Here is a 23,558-nt window from a genome sequence, read left to right on the forward strand (position 1 = left end):
TGGAAAGCTAAGCCGCCTTGTAAAATCGCGACTCACTAGAACGGCATGCCTATCCCAAAATTGTACTGTATAAAATTATATCGATCGGGTCTATGGGTGTCATAATATTGCTGCTTAAATTCTTTTGAATCAAAGAAATGCTTGATTACCCATTGATCACTACCGGAAAATTGCGGGTCTTTTACCTTTAATCCTGCATCCAGGCGGATCACAAAGTAATCTGAATCAAAACGTAGCCCAAAGCCGGTACCGATGGCCACCTGCCCCAGGAACTTATTGAATTTAAATTCTCCACCAGGGTTTAACTCTTCGTCTTTCTTCAGCCGCCAGACATTCCCCATATCAACAAAGGTCGCCCCATTCATTTTGGCCCCTAAAAAATTATTTAAGATGCGAAATCTATATTCAGCATTTGCTTCCAATTTAATCTCGCCGAGTTGATCCAAGTTGCGCAAATTCAGACGCAGGTCCTCACTTAGACTTTGTCGATTATAGGCGCCTGGCCCCAGTGTGCGCGCCTGCCAGGCCCGGATACCATTCATTCCTCCACTATAAAAACTTTTTTCGAATATCAATAACTTGGAGTTGTTTCCATACGGAATTGCGATCCCCGGATTAAACCGGAAAACAAATTGTCTATTGCCGCCCAAATTCCGATACAAACGGTAATCAAGTTCTGTTTTCGCATACTGCAAGAATGGCACTCCAAAGATCTTTTTCTCGCCATCAGCATTAGCAGGTAATTTCGCCAAGCTACTGATCAGGTCCAAGATATTACCACTCACATCCACCGTTCCACGAAAATATTGAAAATCTTCTTTGCTGGTCAGCTTCTTCCCATTCAGAATAAAAGTATATTGGGTACCCAACCCAAAATATTGACGGTCATTGCTACGTACATACAGCTGATAACCGCCTTGCTCAAGATTTTTCCGAAAATTCGAGTCCAATCTTCCATCCCTATATTCCAACACTATCGGCGTAAAACTGTGATACTTATTCTCTGTTTCATACCAGGAATAATTCAGTGAAGTTGTAAAATAGCGGTTGGAATAAGTTCGATCCTGATCAAATAACTGAAGAGTCATCGAGTAGGTTGTTTTGGGTAAACCATATTTTCCCCCTGGATTAATATTGAACGGCACCATGAGGCGTGGAATCACCAAATTCACACCCGCCTGAAAATCATTGTTAAATATCTTGCTGGAAAGCCCGCCCGACAAACGTGGATCAAACAATACCCCATACCGCAGCTTCACTTCCAATTGCTCCGAACCACCAAAAATATTACGTTGTGAAAACGTATTTCCAATATTAAAACCACTCATTCCCGAGCTAAAGGTATATTCCCCTTCAATCTGATTGCCCATACGTGGTCGCGGAACAAAATCATAGTGTACATCAAGTTTATTGGAATCTTTTTTGACGAACTGTATTTTCACTGACCGAAAACCATTCATCTCATACAGTCTATCATAAGATTTGTTTTCCTCAGCCAGAGAATAGTAATGGCCAGACCGCAAATACATATACCGTTCCAAAGGTTTCCAGCGGAAACTATTGGTCTCATCTATAAACAGAAGCCGTTTTGCCGAATCGGTTATACGACGGGGCGATTTCTTTGACATTGTTCCATAATTCCTAATAGTCATATATACACTGTCAATTTGATACTTTTTATGTATCGTTGAATCACTCGGATTTTCAACATTTATTTTTAGGTCGATTAAATTACCGCTCAACGTAGAGTCAATACCCACACGCATATATTGTCGTAAGTAATCGTAATACCCATTGTTGCGCATGACAACATATAACTTTTCGCGTTCATCCAACAATTTGGCAGCGTCGTATTGAGTATTAGGTTTGACTTTAGTTTTTGGCAGAATATCCCGATCAAATAACCATTTTGCATCCCCATCTTCAAATTTACGCTCAATGTTTCTGATTTGATACGCATTGCCCTCATCAACTTTAAAATTGATATGAGCCCTCTTTTTTTCTACCTTAATCTCGGGACTGACTTTGGCATTAAAATATCCCTTGGTAAATAAAAAACGTCTGATCTGATTGGCTGAGAGGTCAACCATTGCCGAATCCAACAAATGTGGCGGCTCGCCAACATTTCGAATCTTCTTCGTTTTATAACGTCCTTTTTTGGTATTGAAAGTATTATAAATAAATAGATTGACACGCGAATTTGGTCTTATCTGATTGGAGATATAGGTTTCGGAAGACTCTTTCAATGCGGGTGGAACGTCAGAAATCTGTACTTTTGTAACCAAGGCTTGGTCGTCTTCTATATATTTTGAAGATCGGCAAGATGCAAAAAATAGCGTCAAAAGCATTATACTTGCAAATCCGATAAAACGAGGGTACTTAATCATCAATAAAAATGTTGTCAAAAGCGCAAATCAGTCTATTAACGTCTCTACAAAATAAAAAGTATAGAAAACAACATGGTTTATTTATCGTTGAGGGGATAAAATCAGTGCAGGAATTTATCTCATCGAGTTACCAGGTTGAATCCATTTTCTATACAGACGACGCAAACACAAAAGTGGGTAAAATCTCGCATAATATAAAATCGTATCAATTGACCGAGACTGAATTTCAAAAGATTAGTACCTTAAAATCTCCACAAGGTATTCTTGCCCTGGTCAAGCTCCCTAAACAACAACAAATCAAGGTCAATGAGCTGAGGAATTGTTACAATATAGTGCTAGATGACGTACAGGATCCGGGTAATTTAGGAACCATTATCCGTACAGCAGAATGGTTTGGGATCAAACACATCATTTGCTCTATTGGGACAGTCGATGCCTATAATCCAAAAGTCGTACAGGCGACAATGGGCTCACTGTCACGGATACAGATTTATTATGTGGATCTGCATGAATTTATTTCCTCAACAGACTTACCTGTCTACGGGGCACTTCTCAATGGACAATCCATTTACCAAACCGAATGGGGGGCAGAAGGATTGATCGTCATGGGTAACGAGGGCAATGGCATTAGTACAGCGATATTAGCTTTAATAGATCAAGCGGTGACCATACCTCGCATCGGTCAAGCAGAATCTTTGAATGTTGCTGTAGCAACAACGGTATTCTGCAGTGAAATCGCCCGGCAACAGTTATTATAGAAACAGTTAATCGTTGAAAAAAATGTATCTTTGACCAACTCTTCAAAAAGCATCTGTGTCTTTCACGATATTGTCTGATTGAAGATTATTCACGCACGACAATTGTTTTAAAATGCCTTCGGAACAGAAATCCATCTATACGCTTCAATTCATTTTACTTTGCCTGAGCTCACTCTTATTTTCATCGAGTTTCAACATGATTATTCCAGAGCTACCCAATTACCTCAGTAGTATGGGTGGAGCTGAATATAAAGGCCTGATCATAGCATTATTTACGTTAACCGCGGGTATTTCAAGACCATTTAGCGGTAAACTGACTGATCGCTGGGGCCGGGTTCCGGTCATGGCCATCGGATCTATTGTTTGTTTTATCTGCGGATTTCTCTATCCAATTTTAACTACTGTCGCTGGTTTTCTCTTTCTGCGATTAATCCACGGATTCTCTACTGGCTTTAAACCTACCTCAACCTCGGCTTATGTCGCGGATCTTGTCCCTCAAAAACGTTGGGGCGAGGCCTTGGGTATGCATGGTCTTGCATTCAGCATCGGAACCGCAGTAGGTCCCGCGATCGGGAGTGCAATTTTTGACGCTTTTGGGATTAATGTCATGTTCTACTCATCATCTTTCATGGCATTGTTATCAATCCTGATCGTCATCAATATGAAGGAGACCTTAGTTAAAAAGGAGAAATTCAACCTTTCCATGCTCAAAATAAACCGAAAGGATATTATAGAATGGCGCGCGCTCCCCGCTGGAATAGTTACATTTTTATCCTATACTGCCTACGGTGTGATCCTTACGCTTATCCCCGATTGGAGTGAGCATCTAGGACTTAAAAATAAGGGCCTTTTCTTTCTGGCCTTCACGATCGCATCCGTCATGATACGCTTTGTTTCGGGAAAGGTTTCCGATCGCTACGGGAGGCCAAAAGTGATTATCACAGGCTTAGTGATTATCGCTATCGCACTAGTTGTCATCGGCCTAGAAGACAGCTTTATCGGCCTAATGACCGGGGCAAGTATTTATGGTATAGGCACAGGTATTCTTTCTCCGGCTATTAATGCCTGGACCATCGACCTGAGTATCCCTGAACATCGGGGCAAAGCAGTCGCGACCATGTATATTTCGCTTGAAGCAGGAATTGGTCTGGGGGCTCTCCTCGCCGGACTGTATTATGCTGACATCATCCTCCGCATTCCACAAATTATGTATGCAAACGCTTTTGTGCTCTTGATCGCCTTATTTTATATGCTCAATTGGCAAAGAAAATCTTAGTTTTTAATATAAGATTAAAGATAGGAGATTGGACATGTTGCTGCTCGCAGCGATCAGCGTATCATCTTTTTCATCAGATTTTCATAACTTCGAAAAAAGTTCACAATACAAATCATCCGACCTATAGTTATGATAATTAGCAGACTAACAAGGTCATGATAGCATCACTTGCAGGACTATTGATAAGCAAATAGCAAATGATAAATAATTATTTAAAGCTTCAATATAAATTGCTGGCGCGTCAATTTAAAGCTACGGGGCTTCCAATGGCTGTTGCTCCATTTTTGCTATTGGCAGCGAGTTATCTTGCTTACTGCCTGTTACTGCGGTACCCGGTTTTTGGAAGCTATGCTTTAATACTAAGCAATTTTCAGCTGCTGTTTCTCCTAACCGAGAGAAACAGGAACGATTTTCTAAAAAATACGTTTAGTAAAAAAGATTTTTACAACATCAGGCTACTGGAAAATGCTATAGTGACCTTACCATCCATTACTATATTGCTATCTCTAAGTCTTTGGCTCTATGCGGTCGTGCTCGTTGTGCTGGCACTCATATTTGCCTTTTTGACCTTTAAAGCTTTTGGTAAATCTATCCCTACTCCCTTCGCAAAGAAACCCTTTGAATTTATTATTGGATTCCGAAGGAGTTACCTACTGATTCTCCTTTTGTATCTACTGGCAGCAACTGGTTTTTATGTCACGAATCCCAACCTTGTTCTATTTTGTGTAAGCGGTGTAGCTCTGACTTGCATACTCTATTATCAGTTGCCTGAACCTGTCTTTTATCTATGGAACAGTAGAGAAACACCTGCTGGATTTCTACTGCGCAAATTTAGACGTGGACTGCTGCAATGTCTTTTATTTTTACTCCCGATGCTACTGATTTATACTGTTCGTTTTCCATCTGCATGGTTTAATGCATTAATTGTCCTGGCTGGTATATGTTTTTTGCTTCCTTTTGCCATTACCTTAAAATATGTTGCTTATCCGCGTGAAATCAATTTCCCTGAAGTCTTTGTGCTGATATTGTGTTTTAGCTTCTATCCCCTAATATTAGCCCTTTTGCCTTTTTATTACGTTAAGGCCCTCAAAAATCTTAAAAACTATTTATGATCGAGCTTATTCATATCAGTAAATCCTTTGGCCAGCATCAGGTCCTGCATGAGGTTACATTCACTTTTGAGGACGCAAAAGTATATGGTATCGTAGGTGAAAACGGTGCTGGAAAGACAACTTTATTCCGCTGTATTGCAGGCTTAGAAACAGCTTCAGGAAAGATCAATGCGAACCTACAGCCATTAAAAAACCATTTAGGCTATCTCACCTCAGATCCTTATTTTTTGTCAAAAATGACGGGTGAAGAATATATCTATCTCCTTACTGACGCCCGTAGAAAATCTATTAAGAATCTCAATGAAAAGAATATCTTCGAATTACCATTAAAGGAGTATGCGAGTTCTTATTCTACAGGAATGAAAAAGAAATTGGCACTGACAGCGACCCTGCTCCAGAACAACAGTTTCTACATTCTTGATGAACCTTTTAACGGAATCGACCTACAAAGCAGTATTCTCCTGACCGAAATCATACTACGTCTTAAAGCAATGGGCAAAACCATCCTGATTTCATCGCATATATTTTCGACACTAAAAGATACCTGTGATGAGATATTGGTATTAGAAGGAGGCCGGATCAGCAAGACTGTTAAAAAAGAGCAGTTCGGTGATTTTGAAGAAGAAATGAAAGAGAAAATATTGAAAAAAGATATTGATAAACTGTGGCTTTAAACCCCGCTAAAACCTATGATATACCAGATGGAAAAATACCTACCAACATTAGAAACCGAACGCCTAATCATCCGTCCGATAAGCATGGACGATAGAGACTATTTTTTTGCAATGGATTCGCAGGCTAAGGTACATACTTTTCTCAATAAAGAGCCAGTTCAATCCATCGAAGAAATGGAAAAAGCGATCGCTCTCATTCAGCAACAATATGAAAAATATGGTATTGGCCGGCTGGGAGTTATTGAAAAATCAAGCAATCAATGGATCGGCTGGACGGGATTTAAATATATTGATGAATTGGAAAATAGACGTATCGGATTCCTGGATCTAGGCTATCGTTTCAGGGTAGAATCCTGGGGCAAAGGATATGCCACTGAAGCAGCATTAGCCTGTATGCAGTATTATCGCGAGCACCTGACTCATTTTGAACTCCATGCCATTACACATATCGAAAACAAAGGATCAAGGCATGTATTGGAAAAAGTGGGTTTTCAGGTCACCGAAGAGTTTGATTTTGACCGTTGGAATATCCCCTGTTATTGGTATGATTTGGTCGAAAATTCCGCCATAAACTAATTATGTTAGCTTTAAAAACTAATTTTTTTAACTTTTTATACTTTCACTGGGATAAAACAAAATGGTTTTGTATTTTTACACGTTCGAATAAAATAAAATTTCGAGCATTTCTGTATTGTACAATTTAATCTATTGCTGAGTAAATGAGTGACGAAACAAACTTCCCAACGGAAGATAATCAAGAAGAACTAGGAGCAGGAAAAACAGAGGGCGGAAGTCAGACAATACCTTTGTCTGGGCTGTACGAAAACTGGTTTTTGGATTACGCGTCCTATGTGATCTTGGATAGAGCTGTACCCCATATAAATGACGGCTTGAAACCCGTACAACGTCGTATCCTCCATTCCCTAAAGGAAATGGATGATGGACGATATAATAAGGCTGCCAATGTGATTGGTAATACCATGAAATATCACCCGCATGGAGATGCTTCCATCGGAGATGCCATGGTTCAATTGGGACAGAAAGACCTGCTAATCGATTGTCAGGGTAACTGGGGATTCCCAATCACGGGTGATTCGGCGGCGGCGCCACGTTATATTGAGGGACGACTTTCTAAATTTGCGAATGAAGTTGTTTTCAATCCCGAAACGACAGAATGGCAACAGAGCTACGATGGACGTAACCGTGAGCCAGTCACTTTACCTGTTAAATTTCCATTGCTCTTGGCCCAGGGAGCTGAAGGTATTGCTGTGGGGTTGGCAACCAAGATTATGCCGCACAACTTTATAGAGCTTATTGATGGCTCAATTCAGGTACTGAACGGCGAACGTCCGAATATTCTTCCCGATTTCCCGACAGGTGGTATGGCCGACGTATCCAATTACAACGAAGGACAACGCGGTGGAAAGATCCGGGTACGCGCTAAAATCGAGGAACGGGATAAAAAGACCCTAGCGATCACAGAAATTCCTTTTGGCACTACTACAGGAGGCTTGATCGAAAGTGTAGTGACAGCCAATGAAAAGGGCAAAATCAAAATCAAGAAAATCGAAGACAACACCGCTGGAAACGTTGAAATAATCGTGCATTTAGCGCCGGGAATATCGCCCGATGTTACTATAGATGCCTTGTATGCTTTCACGGCCTGCGAGGTCTCCATTTCGCCAAATACCTGTGTTATCAAGGATGAGAAACCTCATTTTATGAGTGTCAATGACATCTTGATTGAAAACACAAAAAACACCAAAAATTTATTGAAGCGGGAACTGGAGATCCGTTTAAATGATCTTCAGGAAAAAATATTCTTCAATAGCTTATTAAAAATATTCATCCAAGAAGGGATGTACAAGCATGCCGATTATGAAAATGCCGGTGACTTTGACACTGTAGTGCAGGTTTTAAATCGCTTGTTTGAGCCATTCTTTGATCAGTTTTATCGTGAAATTCTTCCTGAGGACTATAAGAAACTGATCGATAAACCAATGAGTAGTATCACGCGTTTCGATGTGAAAAAATCAGACGAAACAATGAAGACGCTCGAAAATGAAATCAAGGAAGTTAAGCGCCATTTGCGTCAATTGACGGAATATGCCATTGCATGGTATGAAAAACTACGTGAAAAATACAGCAAAGATCGCGAACGCAAGACTGAATTACGCATCTTTGATAAGGTTGAGGCAACACAAGTTGCGTTAGCCAATGCGAAGCTGTACGTCAATCGCGAAGAAGGTTTCATCGGCTCTGGAATGAAGAAAGATGAATTTGTCTGTGATTGCTCAGATATCGATGATATCATTGTATTCCGCGAAGATGGCAAATATGTCGTCAGCAAAATCCAGGATAAAGTATTTGTCGGAAAAGGGATTATCCACGTAGCGGTCTTCAAAAAAGGTGACGAACGTACCATATACAACGTGATCTATAAAGAAGGGGAAACCGGTACGAGTTATATCAAACGTTTCTCTGTTGTCGGCGTTACCCGCGATAAGGAATATGATGTATCCAAAGGGTCAAAAGGATCAAAGGTTTTATATTTCACCGCTAATCCAAATGGTGAAGCCGAAGTGGTCAATATACAGCTCAAACCACACACGAAATTACGTAAATTGAATTTCGATATGGATTTCGCTGAAATTGCCATCAAAGGTCGCGCTTCCCAAGGGAATATTGTTTCTAAATATCCCGTCAAGAAAATTGCCTTTAAAAGCTCAGGTATTTCCACTCTCGCCGGAAGAAAAATCTGGTATGATACCATCATGAAACGTCTGAATGCCGATGAACGCGGCCAGTATTTAGGAGAATTTGATGGTGATGATAAAATATTAATTGTGCTTTCCGATGGCAGCTACGAGTTATCGAACTTCGACCTGAGCAACCACTTTGATGAGAAAATGATCCGTATAGAAAAATTCTACCCGGAACATATCTATACCGTAGTACATCAAGATGGTAAGAGTGGTACTTATTTTGTCAAACGTTTTAAATTTGATGACCAGCCCATTGGCAAACGTATTTCGTTTATCAACGAAGAAGCCGGTTCAAAATTAGTGCTTATGAGCAATGCTGCTGAGCCTACGGTCAAATTGGACATCCTGAAAGGTAAATCACAAACGGAGGAAACACTGGAGCAACCGTTGACTGAGATTATTGACATAAAGGGTATAAAAGCACAAGGCAACCGCCTTTCCTTCCATACCGTAAAATCTGTCACCTTGATCACAGCTGATGAAGATCTAAGTGAAAAAGGAAAGGAAAAAGCAGAAGTCGCTTCAGAAAGTGGCGAAACAAAATCCGGAGAAACCAAATCTGATGCAGTAACTGATGAAATATCAGCAGATACCGCTAAAGATAAAAAAGAAGATGATATCAAATTGGAAATCACTAATCCTGACGACATCCAAATTGATGACAAGGGGCAAATGGAAATGTTTTAACAGCATTTTTCAATAAGTAATCCGAATAAGAAAAGGCTCGAATATGATATTCGAGCCTTTTCTATTATTGATCCGAGATTGCTCCCACCCTTCTCATAAACAATGTGTCATCTTCGCTGTTCTTGATGCACAGCTCTCCATATAAAACCTTTAGGCTTTAAATTCTTTTAAGAATTTTTGGAGTTTCGGCGCAATGACCACCGAACAGAATGGGTTCTCAGGATGATCATTAAAATAATTATGATGATAATCTTCGGCCAGCCAAAATGTTGACGCCGGTTCTACCGCTGTTACAATTGGATCTTCATAGATATCCTCGTTTTCCAACTCATCAATAAAATTTTTCCCTAAGATCTCCTGCTCTTCGTTATGATAGAAGACTACAGAACGATACTGCGTACCCACATCATTACCCTGACGGTTCAATGTTGTCGGATTATGTGTTTTGAAGAAAATTTTCAACAGATCCTCATAATTGACCAGCTCATCGTCATACTCCAACTCCACCACTTCTACGTGATCAGTTGTACCTGTACATACCTGCTCATAAGTAGGATGGTCTACATGACCTCCCATATATCCAGGCAATACGGATGTCACTCCTTCGGTATTTTGGAAGATCACTTCCGTACACCAAAAACATCCACCTCCAAATGTTGCTTTCATATTTTTATCGTATTGAGTATTTAGCAGCGTGTATTTAGTAGTGCGTACTGAGACTTTACTTTTATAGACTAGGCCTACTTATTATCTCATTTTTTTACGCTAACGACACTTATACAAAGATAATCATTATTCAATTTAATACTTCTATCTAAACGTGTATTCTAAAAGGGCGTAAAGAATAAGGAGGATTATGGAGCAAGGATTCAGAATAAAGAACAAAGGTTAACGGCTGAATATCAAATCTGGACGCTTCTTAAACCAATCTTTGATCCTTTGTCTCAAATCTCCTACCTCAAATCTCTTATCTAAAATCTCACATCTAATTCTAATTACTAATAATAATGTTTTCCTTTGATCAATAAATCTTGCTGCTTACTATCGCAAACGGCGTAAGAGAATCCCTCCTGCAATGCATAGGCTCCATACTCACCCTTCTTGTTAATCGCCAAAAATCCAACTTGTATCTCTTTGGCAATTGCAGGCTTTTTCTTCACAATACGCATCACAGCTTCCTTGCAAGCATCTTCAGGGGAATAACCCTGACGCATTAATTCGACCACCAAAAAGCTGCCTACATTACGGATAACTTCTTCACCTACCCCAGTCGACGTAGCCCCACCAACTTCATTGTCAACATACAATCCAGCTCCGATGATCGGGCTATCTCCCACCCGTCCGTGCATTTTAAATGCCATTCCACTGGTTGTACAGGCTCCAGATATATTGCCATTGGCGTCCAAGGCTAACATACCAATGGTATCGTGATTGTACTGGTTGCCTGGCAGGCGCTCCGCAGCAAAAGTTTTATTTTCGATATTAACGACAGGCTTGTATTTCTTCTCCTTTAACCACTCCTTCCAAGCTTTCTCTCCCTCAGGCGTCAATAAATTCTCCTCTTGAAAACCGTTTTCCAACGCAAATTGCAATGCACCTTCACCGACAAGCATGACATGCGGAGTTTTTTCCATAACCAAGCGGGCCACCGATATCGGATGTCCGATTTTTTCCATACCAGCCACAGCACCACAATTACCATCAGCATCCATAATACAGGCATCTAGGGTCACATGTCCATCACGATCCGGGTAGCCGCCTTTGCCTACGGTCATATTTTTTAAGTCTGCTTCGGGTACCCGTACCCCCTGTTCGACAGCATCAAGAGCTTTTCCGCCTTTCGATAAGATCTCCCAGGCCGCTTTATTTGCCGCTATCCCAAAATCCCAGGTTGATATGACAATCGGATATTTTTTCACCTTATCATCGGATGCAATCGTCAGCCCTTTTGTATCAAATGCACTTAAAGTACCTATAGCTGTAGCAGCCATAAAACCCTGCTTAATAAAATTACGTCTAGAACTCATATATAAACTATTTGCCTTTTAATAACCTGTTTGCCTCTACCGTCCGGCATTTTACAAACATGAATAATTCGTTTTTTGAATGTTCACTACCTCATTTCACAATCGCCAACCTGCTTTTGGCAGTGAGATTCAAAAACAATCAATGGTTTTGCGATCAATAAGCAATAATACAAAATGGTTTTAGCAAATAGACAAATTAATTAAAATTAAGCCCAAAGATTCGTTTTTTAGCAACACAGCACTCGAATCACTTAAAAATCGACAACAAACATTGATTTATATTGTGAATTAATCCTATCTTTAGAAACAAACTAATCAGCATGAAAAACACACTAAAATTCGCTATTTTAGCATGTGCAAGTCTAATTGGCACAAGTCATGGCCATGCACAGCAAGTAGATTCCACCACTTATTTCAAAATCAAAGAATTGCAAGAAAACGTAAAACGTGAATTTGCACCTGATCGGAGAACGAAAATTGTGGCTATTCAAAAAGCGGATGTTCCCCAAAATATATATATCCTCGAAACAACCGAAAAAGATGCTAAGTTTGTTCTCGAACAAAAAGCAAAAGAAATATCCGCGAATATCCAAGTTCAACTTTTACCGGACGCTAGTGTTGATGGCAAAACTGTGGGGGTAATCAGACTTTCAGTTGCCAACATGCGTACCTCCCCGGATAATGCCGCGGAACTGACAAGCCAAGTTTTATTGGGCACACAAGTAGACCTGCTACAGAAGAAAAGCGGTGAATACCGGGTACGTACACCTGATGGTTATATTGCCTGGGTGCCAGCATCTTCAATAGCTGTCATGGATCAGGCCGAGATTGACAACTGGAGACAATCAGAAAAGTTGATCTACACCACTGAATTCGGAAAATCTTATTCCGAACCCAATGAGAAAAGCCAACGGGTATCGGATCTTGTATACGGAGATATCTTGAAATTAACTGGACAAAAAGGCAGTTTTTATGAAATCGCTTACCCCGATGGCCGCAAAGGTTATATCAAGAAATCTGAAGGCCTAACGTTAAAAAATTGGCTGGATACGCGTAATCCTACCGCTGACCATATTATCGCAAGTGCAAAAACCATGTTGGGACTACCTTATTTATGGGGCGGCACGTCGGTCAAAGGGGTCGATTGTAGCGGATTTACCAAGACAAGCTTCTTTATGAATGGCTTCGTTATCCCTAGAGATGCATCACAGCAGGTTTTAGCGGGCGAAAAGATAGATATCTTGGATAGCGAGGGGCATTTTGACCCTGACAAAGCGATCAAAAACCTGAAACCTGCTGATTTACTCTTCTTTGCTGCGGGCAAAAATAGTAATCCCAACGCACGTGTAACCCATGTAGCGCTCTATATTGGCAATGGCGCTTTTATCCATGCTGCAGGATTGGTTCGCATTAACAGCATGCTAAAAGATGCTGCTGATTACGACGATTTTCAGACACGTACCGTTGTTGCTGCCCGTCGTTATTTAGGTGCCAAGGATTCTGCAATTCAAAAAATCGCTGAAAATAATTACTATATCAACAAATAAACCATGATGAGCAATCAATCTGAATGGATCAGCAAAGATTTTGGGACCTTTAAGTTAAGGTTTCGTCCATATACGCTAACACTGCGCCATGTTTTTACCGTCGCTTCCTACAGCCGAAATACAACACCTGTGGTATTGACCGAGTTGGAGTACGATGGTGTTATCGGTTACGGAGAGGCCAGCATGCCACCTTACCTTGGTGAATCACAGGAAAGTGTTATTGCTTTCTTAAATCAAATTGATTTATCGGGATTCAGCTCCCCTTTCCAGACCGAAGAGATCCTGCACTATGTAGATCAAGTAGCAACAAAGAATACGGCCGCCAAAGCAGCGATAGATATCGCACTGCATGATGTGCTTGGTAAAGTTATGGGCCAGCCTTTCTATAAAATATGGGGGTTAAATCCGGATCTTATCCCGCCAACTTCTTATACAATCGGCATCGACACGGAGGATATGATCCGCAAAAAAGTCGCTGAAGCAGATCAGTTTAAGATTCTAAAAGTAAAATTGGGACTGGATACCGATAAAATGATTATTGACACCATTCGCCAGGTGACCGATCGTCCTTTATGTGCCGATGTTAATCAGGGCTGGAAAACTCGGGAACAGGCATTGGAAATGGCACATTGGCTGGCTGAGCGAAATGTCGCTTTCCTCGAACAACCGATGCCCAAAGAACAGATTGACGATAATGCCTGGCTGACGGCACATAGTCCAATACCGACTATTGCTGACGAAGGATGTCAACGATTGGCTGATGTACCTGGCTTAAAAGGTGTCTACAGCGGCATCAATATCAAGCTGATGAAATGTACCGGTATGCGTGAAGCCAAGCGGATGGTCGAACTTGCACGTTCCCTTGAAATGAAAGTAATGATCGGCTGTATGACCGAAACTTCATGTGCCATCAGTGCAGCGGCACAATTGGCACCATTAACCGATTGGGCAGATTTAGATGGGGCACTCCTGATCGATAACGATATCTTTGATGGCATGACGGTAATTGATGGCAACTGCATCTTACCGAACCGTCCGGGAATTGGAATTTTAAGAAAATAAGATTATATTCAATGCAATGTTTTTTTGTCTTATAAGAAGAACATTGCATTGAATCTTTGTCGGAGTTGAGATCAACAACCGATAAAACCAACATATTAACAAACTAAATTAATCAATTCAAACTCTTATGAAACAACATGTGCTCACAACGTTGTGTCTCATAGCCTGTAGTTCGATGCAGTCTTTATATGCACAACAGATTCAGATTGCTGGAAAAATCACAGACAGCAATGGAAATCCCGTCAGTGGAGTTACCATAAATGTCAAAGGATCCAGCCAAGGGACATCGACCAATGAACAAGGCTTATTCACCCTTAATGCAAATTCAAATGCTACACTAGTGTTATCTGCTGTCGGCTATAAAGCACAGGAGATTCAGATCAATGGACGAAAAACGATTAGTATTACTCTTATAAGTAGCGAACAGGCTTTGGATGAGGTCATGGTTGTCGCTTATGGTACAGCAAAAAAAAATACTTATACGGGCTCCGCTGCGCAGGTAAAAGCTGATGCAATCGATAAACAACCGGTCACATCTTTTGAAAAAGCATTAACTGGACGTGTGGCAGGTTTACAACTATCAAACGGATCAGGCCAAGCAGGTGCCACATCGGCCATACGTATTCGGGGTATTGGTTCAATGAATGCTTCCAACGAACCATTGTATGTCATCGATGGTGTCCCTGTTGTCTCTGGAAGTGTAGGACAAATGGGCGATTACATCGTCAATACAAATAATGTAATGAGTACATTAAATCCCAGTGATATTGAATCGATCTCCGTCTTGAAAGATGCTGCTGCATCCTCGTTGTACGGATCTCGGGCGGCAAATGGAGTAATTATCATTACAACGAAAAGAGGCAAAAATGGCGACCCAAAGATCAATGTTAAATCCTCAATCGGCATAAGTCCGTCCTGGGCGACAAAAAATAATGAACCAGCCTCTGTACAGGATCAAATCAATATGCTATACAGTATCCTATATGACTCTCGGATAGCATCAGGCCAGACAGCTGAGCAAGCAAATAAGAATACACTATACCGCCTGAATTCGTTAGAGTGGAATCCTAATTCTCCAAATTATGGTAAACCGAATTCTGCATATGGATTTGGTATCCATGGTTACCAATTTAGCACCGATGGCACATCACAGTGGGAGAAGGTTCATATTGCCGGAAAAACTGATGGTTTGGAAAACCGGGACGGAAAATACTATGATTGGAACAAAGCGTTATTTAGAACGGGCATATTCAATACTAATGATATAGCTGTTAGTGGAGCAACGGAAAAGACAAACTATTATGCTTCCTTGGGTTATACACAAGACAAAAGCCGGATTATCGAAAATAATTTTGATCGCATAAACGGACGGATCAATTTGACACAGAAAATCGGAAAGTACCTGGAATTTGGATCCAACGTCAACTATGCGAAGACCAAATTAATCGGCATGAATGATACGCGCAATACAGGAACTAATTATTTGTATCAAACGCGTAATCTATTATGGCAGATGTATTGGCCAACTGATTATAAAACCGGGAAAGAATACATTGCCCGTTATGGAAGTCTGGCTTACAACCCATTGTACTACAACAAAGAATGGGAAAACTCTTCAAATACGAGCAAGCTCTCTGCCATAGAATCCTTAACATTGAAGCTTTTGCCCGAGTTAACCCTAAAAACCATTTTCTCTTACGATAACACGGAGGTTAAAGATCATATTTACTATAGCGGCAAACATTATAATGGCATGGTAGACAATGGTCGCGTCACCGAAGTTTCTACATCCATCCAGAAATTAGTATCGTCGACCACCGCTAACTATAACAAAAGCTTTGGTCTACATAATTTAAGTTTATTAGCGGGTTTCGAGGCCGAAAAAAACACGACAGACTTTATTCGCGCCACAGGTAAAGATCTTCCATCCTCATCACTTCACACCGTCGCTACTGCGGGTATTTTGGATGCTTCTGCATATTCTTGGGGCAACAACATGATGTCTATCCTATCCAGAGCTGAATATAATTTTGATGAACGTTATTTTGCCTCAGCTTCTTTTAGGAGAGACGGTTCATCACAATTAGGCCCCGGACCGCGCTGGGGCAATTTTTGGTCAGTCGCAGCTTCCTGGAATTTAGCAAAAGAATCTTTTATCAAAGATGTTCAACAAATCAATAATTTAAGACTAAGAGGTTCATACGGGATAAACGGAACTTTACCCACTGATCTCTACGCATGGAGAAATCTGACCAGTTATTCCAATAAATATATGACCCAGCCGGGAGGCGGATTAAACAATCTAGGGAACCCCGACTTGGCTTGGGAAAAAAACTATTCGACCAATATCGCATTGGAATTTGGATTGTTTAACAATAAACTTTTTGGTACACTCGAATATTTCAATAGGGATTCAAAAAATCTGCTGCAAAAAGTTCCCATATCTACCGTTACGGGTTTTGGAAACATATTGAGAAACGTGGGTGAAATGAACAACAAAGGTTTAGAAATCGAACTAGGCTCAGATATCATAAAAAATGATAACTGGAAGTGGACGCTTAGTGCCAACGCAACTTTGATTTCATCAAAAGTAACACAATTATATGGAGGGCAGGATATCGTCTGGTTTGACCCGACGGGCGGTGATAATAGGGCAAGGTATGTCTATCGTGAAGGCGAATCTTCATTGTCTTTCTATGGATTGGAATGGGCAGGTACGGACCAAACCAATGGAAAAAATGTATGGTATACCAATGATGGTACCGCAGGTGAATTTATGTTTAATGGAAAAGCGGCAACTTATAATTATAAAAATGCAAAGCAGACAATTATTGGAAATGCCAATCCTAAATTATACGGTGGTATAAATTCGGATATTGACTATAAAAACTTTTCATTGGGATTGAACTTTGCCTACAAGATAGGCGGCAAACTATATGATGCTACATCAAAAGATGTTGCAGATGATGGTTATTATTGGGAACGGATCCATTCCGAATACTTCGTCGAAGACTCTTGGTCACCATCGAATACTGACGGCACCTATCCTATGGTAACTGGTAGAGATCTAGAAGATGTCAATCAGATAAGTAGTAGGCAGTTATTTGACGCTTCTTATATTAGGCTAAAAAACATCTCCTTAAGCTATAGGTTACCAAATACATTATTGCATCGGGCAGGCATTTCAAATGCTAGGCTATATTTTAACGGCAGTAATTTACTCACGATTTCCAAGTATAAATATATGGATCCAGAAGTAAACCAGTTTGGTACCCGTGGCTGGGAAACACCACTGGCAAAAACCTATACTTTTGGTGTCGAATTTAGTTTTTAACGGACAAAACACAATATTATGAAAAAGCTTTTTATTGCCTCGTGCATATCTATATCGTTAGCAATTAGCTCCTGCAGCAATTTCCTTGATGTGGCTCCAACAAATATGGGGGATTCCAATACATCTATTCAAACAGCAGCCGATGCAAAAGTAATTATGAATGGATTAATGAGCAAAATGGCCAATGTCGGTTATTATGGTAGAAATTTCCCGCTCTACGCAGATGCAAAGGGTGGTGACTTTACCATCGCCTCACAAGGACGTGGTTACGACTATCTCTATGTATTTAATCATTCCGCATCATCAAACCCCTATACTGACATTTGGACACAGGGATTTCACTCAGTAGTACAAATTAATAATCTGCTAACAAATATCGAGAAACTGGTTGCAAGCGGTTCTACGGAGGATTTTGCTTCATATAAAGGGCAAGCATTAACAGCTAGAGCATTAATTAATTTTGATCTGGTGAGATTATATGGCAAACCGTATAATATGGAGAAATCATCCTTGGGTATTCCCAATGTAACCAAAGTACTTGAATACAACGCACAGGAAAAACGGGTCTCGGTTGAAGAAAATTACAAGCAGATCTTACTGGATCTTAGAGATTCAGAGAGTTTATTATCCAAGTCAAAAGCAAACGGATACATTAACTATTTTGCAAATAAGGCATTACAAGCTCGTGTCTATCTTTACATGAACGATTACGAAAATGCGCTAAAAGCAGCTCAGGAAATAATCGACTCCAAGGTGTACGCCTTGTATAGCAACGCCGACTGGGTAAAATCCTGGACTAGTATGTTCGGTACGGAATCAATTCTTGAACTTGGAGTCTATCCAAATGAAGCTGACGCAGGGACAAGTTCGCTTGGTGCCATGTTTCGTAGAAAAGGACATGGAAGCACAGCAATTTTGGGGAATTTTATCGCCGCAGACCCCTTCTTATCGAAACTTAAAACCGACGACACAGATGTAAGATGGGGAATAATGGCCTATGATGAGGTTGGCACCACACATCTTGGCGCTGTATATAAGTATAGTGGAAGTGCTTCCCTTGTTGGTGATAAAAACACACCATCAAACAGTACTGCTGTCAATATCAAGGTAATCCGATTATCAGAAATATACCTAATCGCAGCTGAATCGGCACTGCTTAAACCCACTCCCGACAAAAGTCTTGCAGCTATCTACCTGAACGCAATTCGTCAAAGATCTCCAAAATTGGATGCAGCAACCTCTAATACAATTACATTGGATATGATTGCTGATGAAAGAAGCAAAGAGCTACTGGGGGAAGGACACCGCTTTTTTGATATGATGCGATGGAATAAGTCGATCACATTTGACGATGATCTTGGTAATATAAGTACCACCAATAGACCAAAGACGATAGACCGAACTTTTTTCAAAACGATTCTTCCAATTTCTTTGGATGAAATGAATGCGAATCCGGCTATCGCGAATCAACAAAACCCGAGTTACTAGATAATTAAACAAAACAATAAACCGAGCTATCCAGGTTGGACAGCTCGGTATTGTATAATTCTCCAGGGAGGTATTTCATAGCCAACTTCTTTTTAAAATACTTTAAAAAGAAGTCTATTTTTATAAAATACTATTTTTAAAATTCCCACCTATTTCTTCCTTTAAATCAATCAAGTAACCATTGATCAATGCAAATCGAATTCCATCTTCGGAGCCGATAAAAAAGTCAGCTTGTTCTTCAAAAAAGAGGCTACCTGCATATTGAAAATTGGCATCTGTTAAGATCTGAATCGGAAAATCATGCAGCTGCGTACCTTCGGGCCTATCAGAAATCTGTAACGCCCCATAGCCCTGTTTCAACAATTCAATCACAATAGGTAAGGTTAATTCCGCCAGTGAAAATATCCGATCTGTATACATTTTTGCGGGAATAAATTGGAGTCCTTCGACATCCATATCGGTATATCCATAGAAGTCCTGCAAATCACCGATATCCTCAATCACTCCTTCTACGTAATAGTCGCTCGCCACAGTTTTTTCATGTTGTCGAATAGCCACATCCACCAACATCTTTTTACCATTTTTTTCGATGGATAAGTTTCGAATCAAAACATCATGAAGCTTTTCGTCATTAAAAGGAATTGCGTTGTAATCTGCAATATCATGTACTAGATAGGATCCCGAAGCGATTTCCTGAAAGGCGTGTAATAGCGCAATGAAATTATATTTTCGAACTTCCAGTTTCTCCGGATCTCCAGCGTAGGCTCCTGATTCAATCAGAATGGTACGCGCACCCCATTTTTGAAAATTGTCTCCAAAACCACGCGGGGTATGTTCATCATCATACTTCGCGACAGCATCCGGTATAAACTCCTGTAATATCTTGTTTATCCCAACGATAAGCCGCATGGCATCCGCCCTAATCCTATTGACACTTCTCGCATAATCGTAGGCTGGTGCCAGCAAAGAAATTGTTACCGGAGTAGCGCTCCCTGGAATATTGTAGTAATTATTCTGATTATGGAGATTAAAAGCAAAGTCTGGCTTAAGTAGCATCGCCTGTGCTTTTAACAGGCCGCCCTCCACCGTTGCAAGTGCACGCGCATCCCGGTTCATATCCACATCCATGGCAGTCCGCCGCTGATAACGCTCGGCACCGTCAGGGTTCAACATCGGAATAAAGTATAAGGCCAGTTTCTCCGCTATCTCCTTTCGCAAGGTATCAAAGCCATCTGCCTCCCCATTTAAGAAATTAAACAGATCAAATAGTGCCATCGTTGCCGTAGGTTCGTCGCCATGCATCTGCGACCATAATAAAACCTTTATCGACCCTTGACCATATTTCAATCTAAAAATCGAACGATCCTCCACTGACTGTCCGATCTCTTCAACAGTAAATTGCTTACTGATCTCTTTTCCTTGCAAAAGTGGCAAGATATCAGCATGTTTAAATCGTCTATGCTGCAAAGCCTTTTCTTCATATAAAGAAAAGGCTCTAATAAAATCTTCTTTTACCAAATTCATCTTAATCTTTTAAGGCCGCCTCAAGCAAGGTAATCGTTCCCTGCGATGCATCCATTCTCACCTTTGCACCTACCGGAAGGATAAATTGTTCGGCAATATGCCCAATGACCGCCCCGCTATAAGCAGGCACATTTAAGGGCTTGATATAATCATTGAACAGCTGGTCCAATGTCACAGAGCCATAGCCACCTGACGGTTTGCAATTCGTACACTTTCCAAAGATAAAACCTTTGATCACAGCCAATATTCCAGCATTTTTTAACTGGCAAAACATGCGGTCAACGCGTTCCATATCTTCATCCACCTCTTCAATAAAAAGTATTTTATCTCTAAAATCGGGTAGATAAGGCGTACCACACAATCCGGTCAATACAGTCATATTTCCACCGAGCAGTACACCATCGACAGTACCCGGAGAAATTGTGGCAATCCGGTCTTTAGTCTGTACAATATTATCCCCTTTTGATTTAGGGTTTTCAAATACTGCAGGTTTATTCGCTACAAATTGCGCATTAAATGCATCAGCGAGCTTCTTTGTCCATGTACTTATACCGACCGCACCATGGAAAGCAATAAGCCCGGTTTTCGCGTACAAAGCCAGAATTAACGCCGTAATATCTGAATAGCCCAATAAAATTTTAGGATTTTGGGCCATCATCTTATAATCAAGTCTGTCCAGAAGACGGGAAGTTCCCGAGCCCCCTCTTATACAGACTATTGCTTTGACAGCCTTATCAGCAAACATATCATTTATATCAGCAATACGCTCCTGATCTGTACCGGCTAAGTTGCCATAGCGGCTACGGATATGTTTTCCCTCTTTCACTTTAAAACCCAATGTTTCAAAGATCTCGCGAGCGATAATGATCGATTCTTCATCATCCAATACGCCTGCTGGAGTTATCAAACCAATGGTATCCCCAGGATGTAACCTCTTGGCAAGCAAAGTAGCTGACCCGGTTAACCCTTCCACAATTTGTACAGATCGTTCTGCCCCCAATACCGGAATGGCCATTGCACCCAAAGCAATTGATTTTATAAATGCCCTTTTCTGCATATTCCGATAAATTATCTATTGAACAATAAACGCTCGCCAGCTCCTTTCTCAATAATTTCTCCCTTAGAAAATGCTACTTTACCGGATACGATTGTATGTTCGATCGTTGAACTAAACGTATGCCCTTCGAATGGGGACCATCCGCATTTAGAAAGGATATTCTCTTTTGAAACGGTGTATGGTTTATTTAGATCCACAAGCACAAGATCCGCCCAATAGCCTTCACGGATATAACCGCGATCTTCGACCTGAAACAATGTTGCGGTATTGTGTGCTGACTTCTGAACCAATTGTTCCAGCGTCATTTTACCCGCTTTGACCATATCCAATAACGCTTGTAAAGCATGCTGAACCAAAGGACCTCCACTAGGCGCTGACGCGTAAGGCTGCGTTTTTTCTTCGATTGTATGGGGCGCGTGATCTGTTGCAATCACATCANNCCATTTAATAAAATTCCCTTTTGTTGCGTAATCCTGATCAGAAAACCAAAGGTGATGGATACAAGCTTCAGCTGTGATTTTCTTGTCTTTTAATGGAATATCATTTCGAAATAAATCGATTTCTTTTGCTGTTGATATGTGTAAAATATGCAACCTGGTATGGTGCTTTTTAGCCAGCTCCACAGCCTTGGATGAAGACAAGTAACAAGCTTCCGCAGAGCGGATCAACGGATGCATCTCAATCTTCAATCCATCTTCACCATATTTTTCCTTGAATGCTGCCAGATTGGCCTTGATCGTTGCTTCGTCCTCACAGTGTGTAGCAATCAAGGTAGGCGAGTTGGCAAAAATACCCTCTAGTGCTTTTTCATTATCCACCAGCATATTTCCGGTGGACGATCCCATAAACACCTTTATACCGCAGACATCACGCGGATTGGTTTTCAACACCTCTTCCAAGTTATCGTTGGCTGCCCCCATAAAGAAGGAGTAATTGGCTAATGCATTCCTTCCTGCAATATCATATTTATCCTGAAGCAGTTGCTGTGTCAAGGTATTGGGAACGGTATTAGGCATCTCCATGAACGAGGTTGTCCCCCCTGCTACCGCAGCGCGACTTTCATGCCATATATCGGCTTTATATGTTAATCCCGGTTCCCTAAAGTGAACCTGATCGTCAATTAATCCCGGAAACAGATGTAGCCCCTCAGCATTGATTTCCTGATCCGCAGGATGATTAATCTCCTGTGCGATCATTTCGATTCGGCCGTTGCTGATGTATACATCAGCGGCCTCAACTTTACCTTCGTTAACAAGTTGTGCAGATTTTATAAGAATAGATGACATGTTGATCTCTTTACTTTGGTATCTGTCAAAAGTAAAGATTTGTTGCCGTGATATCAAGCTATCTGTTCAAAGAGTTGTCCAAATAAGGCGACAAAAAGTAGAGAATACCCATCCTTATGCCTAGTGGATCGTAGGTATATCTTCTTTTACGAAAAGAAGCGCGAAAATCTTGGCTGGAAACAAAAAAGAGGCCTTAGCCTCTTTCTTGTTTTATTCTTTATCAAATTTGTATCCCACTCCTTTTACCGTGGTCACATAATCGTCGCCTATTTTTTCGCGGAGCTTACGAATATGCACATCGATCGTACGGTTGGTTACAACAACTGAATCTTCCCAAATACTTTTTAAGATTTGTTCTCTCGTGAAAACTTTATTTGGTTTGGAGGCCAATAAATATAGTAATTCAAACTCTTTTTTGGCAAGTACAATTTTTTTCTCGCCCCTGTAGACTAAGAAAGAATCTCTATCGATAACTAGATCAGCTATCTCGATTTTATCCTGTGCTGAAGAATCAGACTCATCCGACGCATTTCTTCTCAATATTGCATTGATCCGGCTCATCAAAGCGCGTGGC

General features: G+C 40.8%; 17 protein-coding genes. 10 read left to right on the plus strand and 7 right to left on the minus strand.

Translation table 11 applies throughout. From position 1 onward, the window contains the following. Window positions 1–35: 35 nt before the first annotated feature. Entirely contained in the window at window positions 36–2,387 is a 2,352-nt protein-coding gene (locus tag B4A24_RS09270) for a BamA/TamA family outer membrane protein (protein ID WP_293944504.1), read from the minus strand. Between the two features lie 8 nt (window positions 2,388–2,395). Here B4A24_RS09270 and B4A24_RS09275 point away from each other — a divergent pair, with 8 nt between their 5' ends. The 6 genes from B4A24_RS09275 to B4A24_RS09300 all read left to right on the plus strand — a co-directional run bounded on the left by B4A24_RS09275 (window position 2,396) and on the right by B4A24_RS09300 (window position 9,659). Beyond that, complete coding sequence (locus B4A24_RS09275; protein ID WP_293944505.1) at window positions 2,396–3,145, plus strand: TrmH family RNA methyltransferase; 750 nt, start codon at window positions 2,396–2,398, stop codon at window positions 3,143–3,145. 112 nt (window positions 3,146–3,257) lie between these two features. Further along, window positions 3,258–4,421, plus strand: coding sequence for an MFS transporter (locus B4A24_RS09280; protein WP_293944506.1), 1,164 nt, complete (start codon window positions 3,258–3,260; stop codon window positions 4,419–4,421). Window positions 4,422–4,618: 197 nt separating this feature from the next. Continuing rightward, the gene (locus B4A24_RS09285) at window positions 4,619–5,533 is read left to right on the plus strand and encodes a hypothetical protein (RefSeq protein WP_293944507.1); all 915 of its coding nucleotides are present in this window, start codon (window positions 4,619–4,621) and stop codon (window positions 5,531–5,533) included. Further along, window positions 5,530–6,207, plus strand: coding sequence for an ATP-binding cassette domain-containing protein (locus tag B4A24_RS09290; RefSeq protein ID WP_293944508.1), 678 nt, complete (start codon window positions 5,530–5,532; stop codon window positions 6,205–6,207). The genes B4A24_RS09285 and B4A24_RS09290 overlap by 4 nt, the downstream gene beginning before the upstream one ends. Before the next feature lie 27 nt (window positions 6,208–6,234). Next, complete coding sequence (locus B4A24_RS09295) at window positions 6,235–6,783, plus strand: GNAT family N-acetyltransferase (protein ID WP_293944509.1); 549 nt, start codon at window positions 6,235–6,237, stop codon at window positions 6,781–6,783. 143 nt (window positions 6,784–6,926) lie between these two features. Then, complete coding sequence (locus tag B4A24_RS09300; RefSeq protein ID WP_293944510.1) at window positions 6,927–9,659, plus strand: DNA gyrase/topoisomerase IV subunit A; 2,733 nt, start codon at window positions 6,927–6,929, stop codon at window positions 9,657–9,659. A 150-nt stretch (window positions 9,660–9,809) separates the two neighbouring features. On the opposite strand, the gene msrA is transcribed toward B4A24_RS09300, so the two are convergent. After that, window positions 9,810–10,325: a peptide-methionine (S)-S-oxide reductase MsrA gene (gene msrA, locus B4A24_RS09305; protein WP_293944511.1), complete on the minus strand. Its 516-nt coding sequence runs from the start codon at window positions 10,323–10,325 to the stop codon at window positions 9,810–9,812. A 332-nt stretch (window positions 10,326–10,657) separates the two neighbouring features. Continuing rightward, a complete protein-coding gene (locus B4A24_RS09310; protein WP_293944512.1) occupies window positions 10,658–11,686 on the minus strand; it encodes a N(4)-(beta-N-acetylglucosaminyl)-L-asparaginase in 1,029 nt (342 codons plus the stop codon). Between the two features lie 320 nt (window positions 11,687–12,006). On the opposite strand from B4A24_RS09310, the gene B4A24_RS09315 reads away from it, so the two are divergent. The 4 genes from B4A24_RS09315 (at window position 12,007) to B4A24_RS09330 (ending at window position 19,117) form a co-directional block, all read left to right on the plus strand. Next, window positions 12,007–13,233 carry an NlpC/P60 family protein gene (locus B4A24_RS09315; protein ID WP_293944513.1) on the plus strand — a complete coding sequence of 409 codons (1,227 nt, stop codon included), beginning with the start codon at window positions 12,007–12,009 and terminating at the stop codon, window positions 13,231–13,233. Window positions 13,234–13,236: 3 nt separating this feature from the next. Next, window positions 13,237–14,295: a dipeptide epimerase gene (locus B4A24_RS09320; protein WP_293944514.1), complete on the plus strand. Its 1,059-nt coding sequence runs from the start codon at window positions 13,237–13,239 to the stop codon at window positions 14,293–14,295. 127 nt (window positions 14,296–14,422) lie between these two features. Continuing rightward, window positions 14,423–17,629, plus strand: a complete 3,207-nt coding sequence (locus B4A24_RS09325; RefSeq protein WP_293944515.1) for a SusC/RagA family TonB-linked outer membrane protein — start codon at window positions 14,423–14,425, stop codon at window positions 17,627–17,629. Between the two features lie 18 nt (window positions 17,630–17,647). Next, the gene (locus B4A24_RS09330; protein WP_293944516.1) at window positions 17,648–19,117 is read left to right on the plus strand and encodes a RagB/SusD family nutrient uptake outer membrane protein; all 1,470 of its coding nucleotides are present in this window, start codon (window positions 17,648–17,650) and stop codon (window positions 19,115–19,117) included. A gap of 120 nt (window positions 19,118–19,237) precedes the next feature. Here the strand turns inward: B4A24_RS09330 and B4A24_RS09335 are convergent, their stop codons facing one another. The 4 genes from B4A24_RS09335 to B4A24_RS09350 form a co-directional block, all read right to left on the minus strand. Then, complete coding sequence (locus B4A24_RS09335) at window positions 19,238–20,641, minus strand: M14 family zinc carboxypeptidase (RefSeq protein ID WP_293944517.1); 1,404 nt, start codon at window positions 20,639–20,641, stop codon at window positions 19,238–19,240. A 1-nt stretch (window position 20,642) separates the two neighbouring features. Next, window positions 20,643–21,698, minus strand: a complete 1,056-nt coding sequence (locus tag B4A24_RS09340) for a S66 peptidase family protein (RefSeq protein WP_293944518.1) — start codon at window positions 21,696–21,698, stop codon at window positions 20,643–20,645. An 11-nt stretch (window positions 21,699–21,709) separates the two neighbouring features. After that, window positions 21,710–22,984: an amidohydrolase family protein gene (locus B4A24_RS09345; RefSeq protein WP_293944519.1), complete on the minus strand. Its 1,275-nt coding sequence runs from the start codon at window positions 22,982–22,984 to the stop codon at window positions 21,710–21,712. 210 nt (window positions 22,985–23,194) lie between these two features. After that, window positions 23,195–23,558, minus strand: a 364-nt coding sequence (locus B4A24_RS09350; protein ID WP_293944520.1) for a winged helix-turn-helix domain-containing protein, incomplete at its 5' end; no start/stop codon positions are given.

The organism is Sphingobacterium sp. UBA7249, from assembly GCF_002472835.1.
Lineage (GTDB): Bacteria > Bacteroidota > Bacteroidia > Sphingobacteriales > Sphingobacteriaceae > Sphingobacterium > Sphingobacterium prati.

Excerpts from the sequence above, each read along its gene's own strand:
- B4A24_RS09285 (WP_293944507.1), top strand. The coding sequence starts at position 4,619 with ATGATAAATAATTATTTAAAGCTTCAATATAAATTGCTGGCGCGTCAA.
- B4A24_RS09315 (WP_293944513.1), top strand. The coding sequence starts at position 12,007 with ATGAAAAACACACTAAAATTCGCTATTTTAGCATGTGCAAGTCTAATT.
- B4A24_RS09325 (WP_293944515.1), top strand. The coding sequence starts at position 14,423 with ATGAAACAACATGTGCTCACAACGTTGTGTCTCATAGCCTGTAGTTCG.
- B4A24_RS09340 (WP_293944518.1), bottom strand. The coding sequence starts at position 21,698 with ATGCAGAAAAGGGCATTTATAAAATCAATTGCTTTGGGTGCAATGGCC.
- B4A24_RS09280 (WP_293944506.1), top strand. The coding sequence starts at position 3,258 with ATGCCTTCGGAACAGAAATCCATCTATACGCTTCAATTCATTTTACTT.
- B4A24_RS09330 (WP_293944516.1), top strand. The coding sequence starts at position 17,648 with ATGAAAAAGCTTTTTATTGCCTCGTGCATATCTATATCGTTAGCAATT.
- B4A24_RS09320 (WP_293944514.1), top strand. The coding sequence starts at position 13,237 with ATGATGAGCAATCAATCTGAATGGATCAGCAAAGATTTTGGGACCTTT.
- B4A24_RS09295 (WP_293944509.1), top strand. The coding sequence starts at position 6,235 with ATGGAAAAATACCTACCAACATTAGAAACCGAACGCCTAATCATCCGT.
- B4A24_RS09335 (WP_293944517.1), bottom strand. The coding sequence starts at position 20,641 with ATGAATTTGGTAAAAGAAGATTTTATTAGAGCCTTTTCTTTATATGAA.
- B4A24_RS09290 (WP_293944508.1), top strand. The coding sequence starts at position 5,530 with ATGATCGAGCTTATTCATATCAGTAAATCCTTTGGCCAGCATCAGGTC.
- B4A24_RS09300 (WP_293944510.1), top strand. The coding sequence starts at position 6,927 with ATGAGTGACGAAACAAACTTCCCAACGGAAGATAATCAAGAAGAACTA.
- B4A24_RS09310 (WP_293944512.1), bottom strand. The coding sequence starts at position 11,686 with ATGAGTTCTAGACGTAATTTTATTAAGCAGGGTTTTATGGCTGCTACA.
- B4A24_RS09270 (WP_293944504.1), bottom strand. The coding sequence starts at position 2,387 with ATGATTAAGTACCCTCGTTTTATCGGATTTGCAAGTATAATGCTTTTG.
- msrA (WP_293944511.1), bottom strand. The coding sequence starts at position 10,325 with ATGAAAGCAACATTTGGAGGTGGATGTTTTTGGTGTACGGAAGTGATC.
- B4A24_RS09275 (WP_293944505.1), top strand. The coding sequence starts at position 2,396 with ATGTTGTCAAAAGCGCAAATCAGTCTATTAACGTCTCTACAAAATAAA.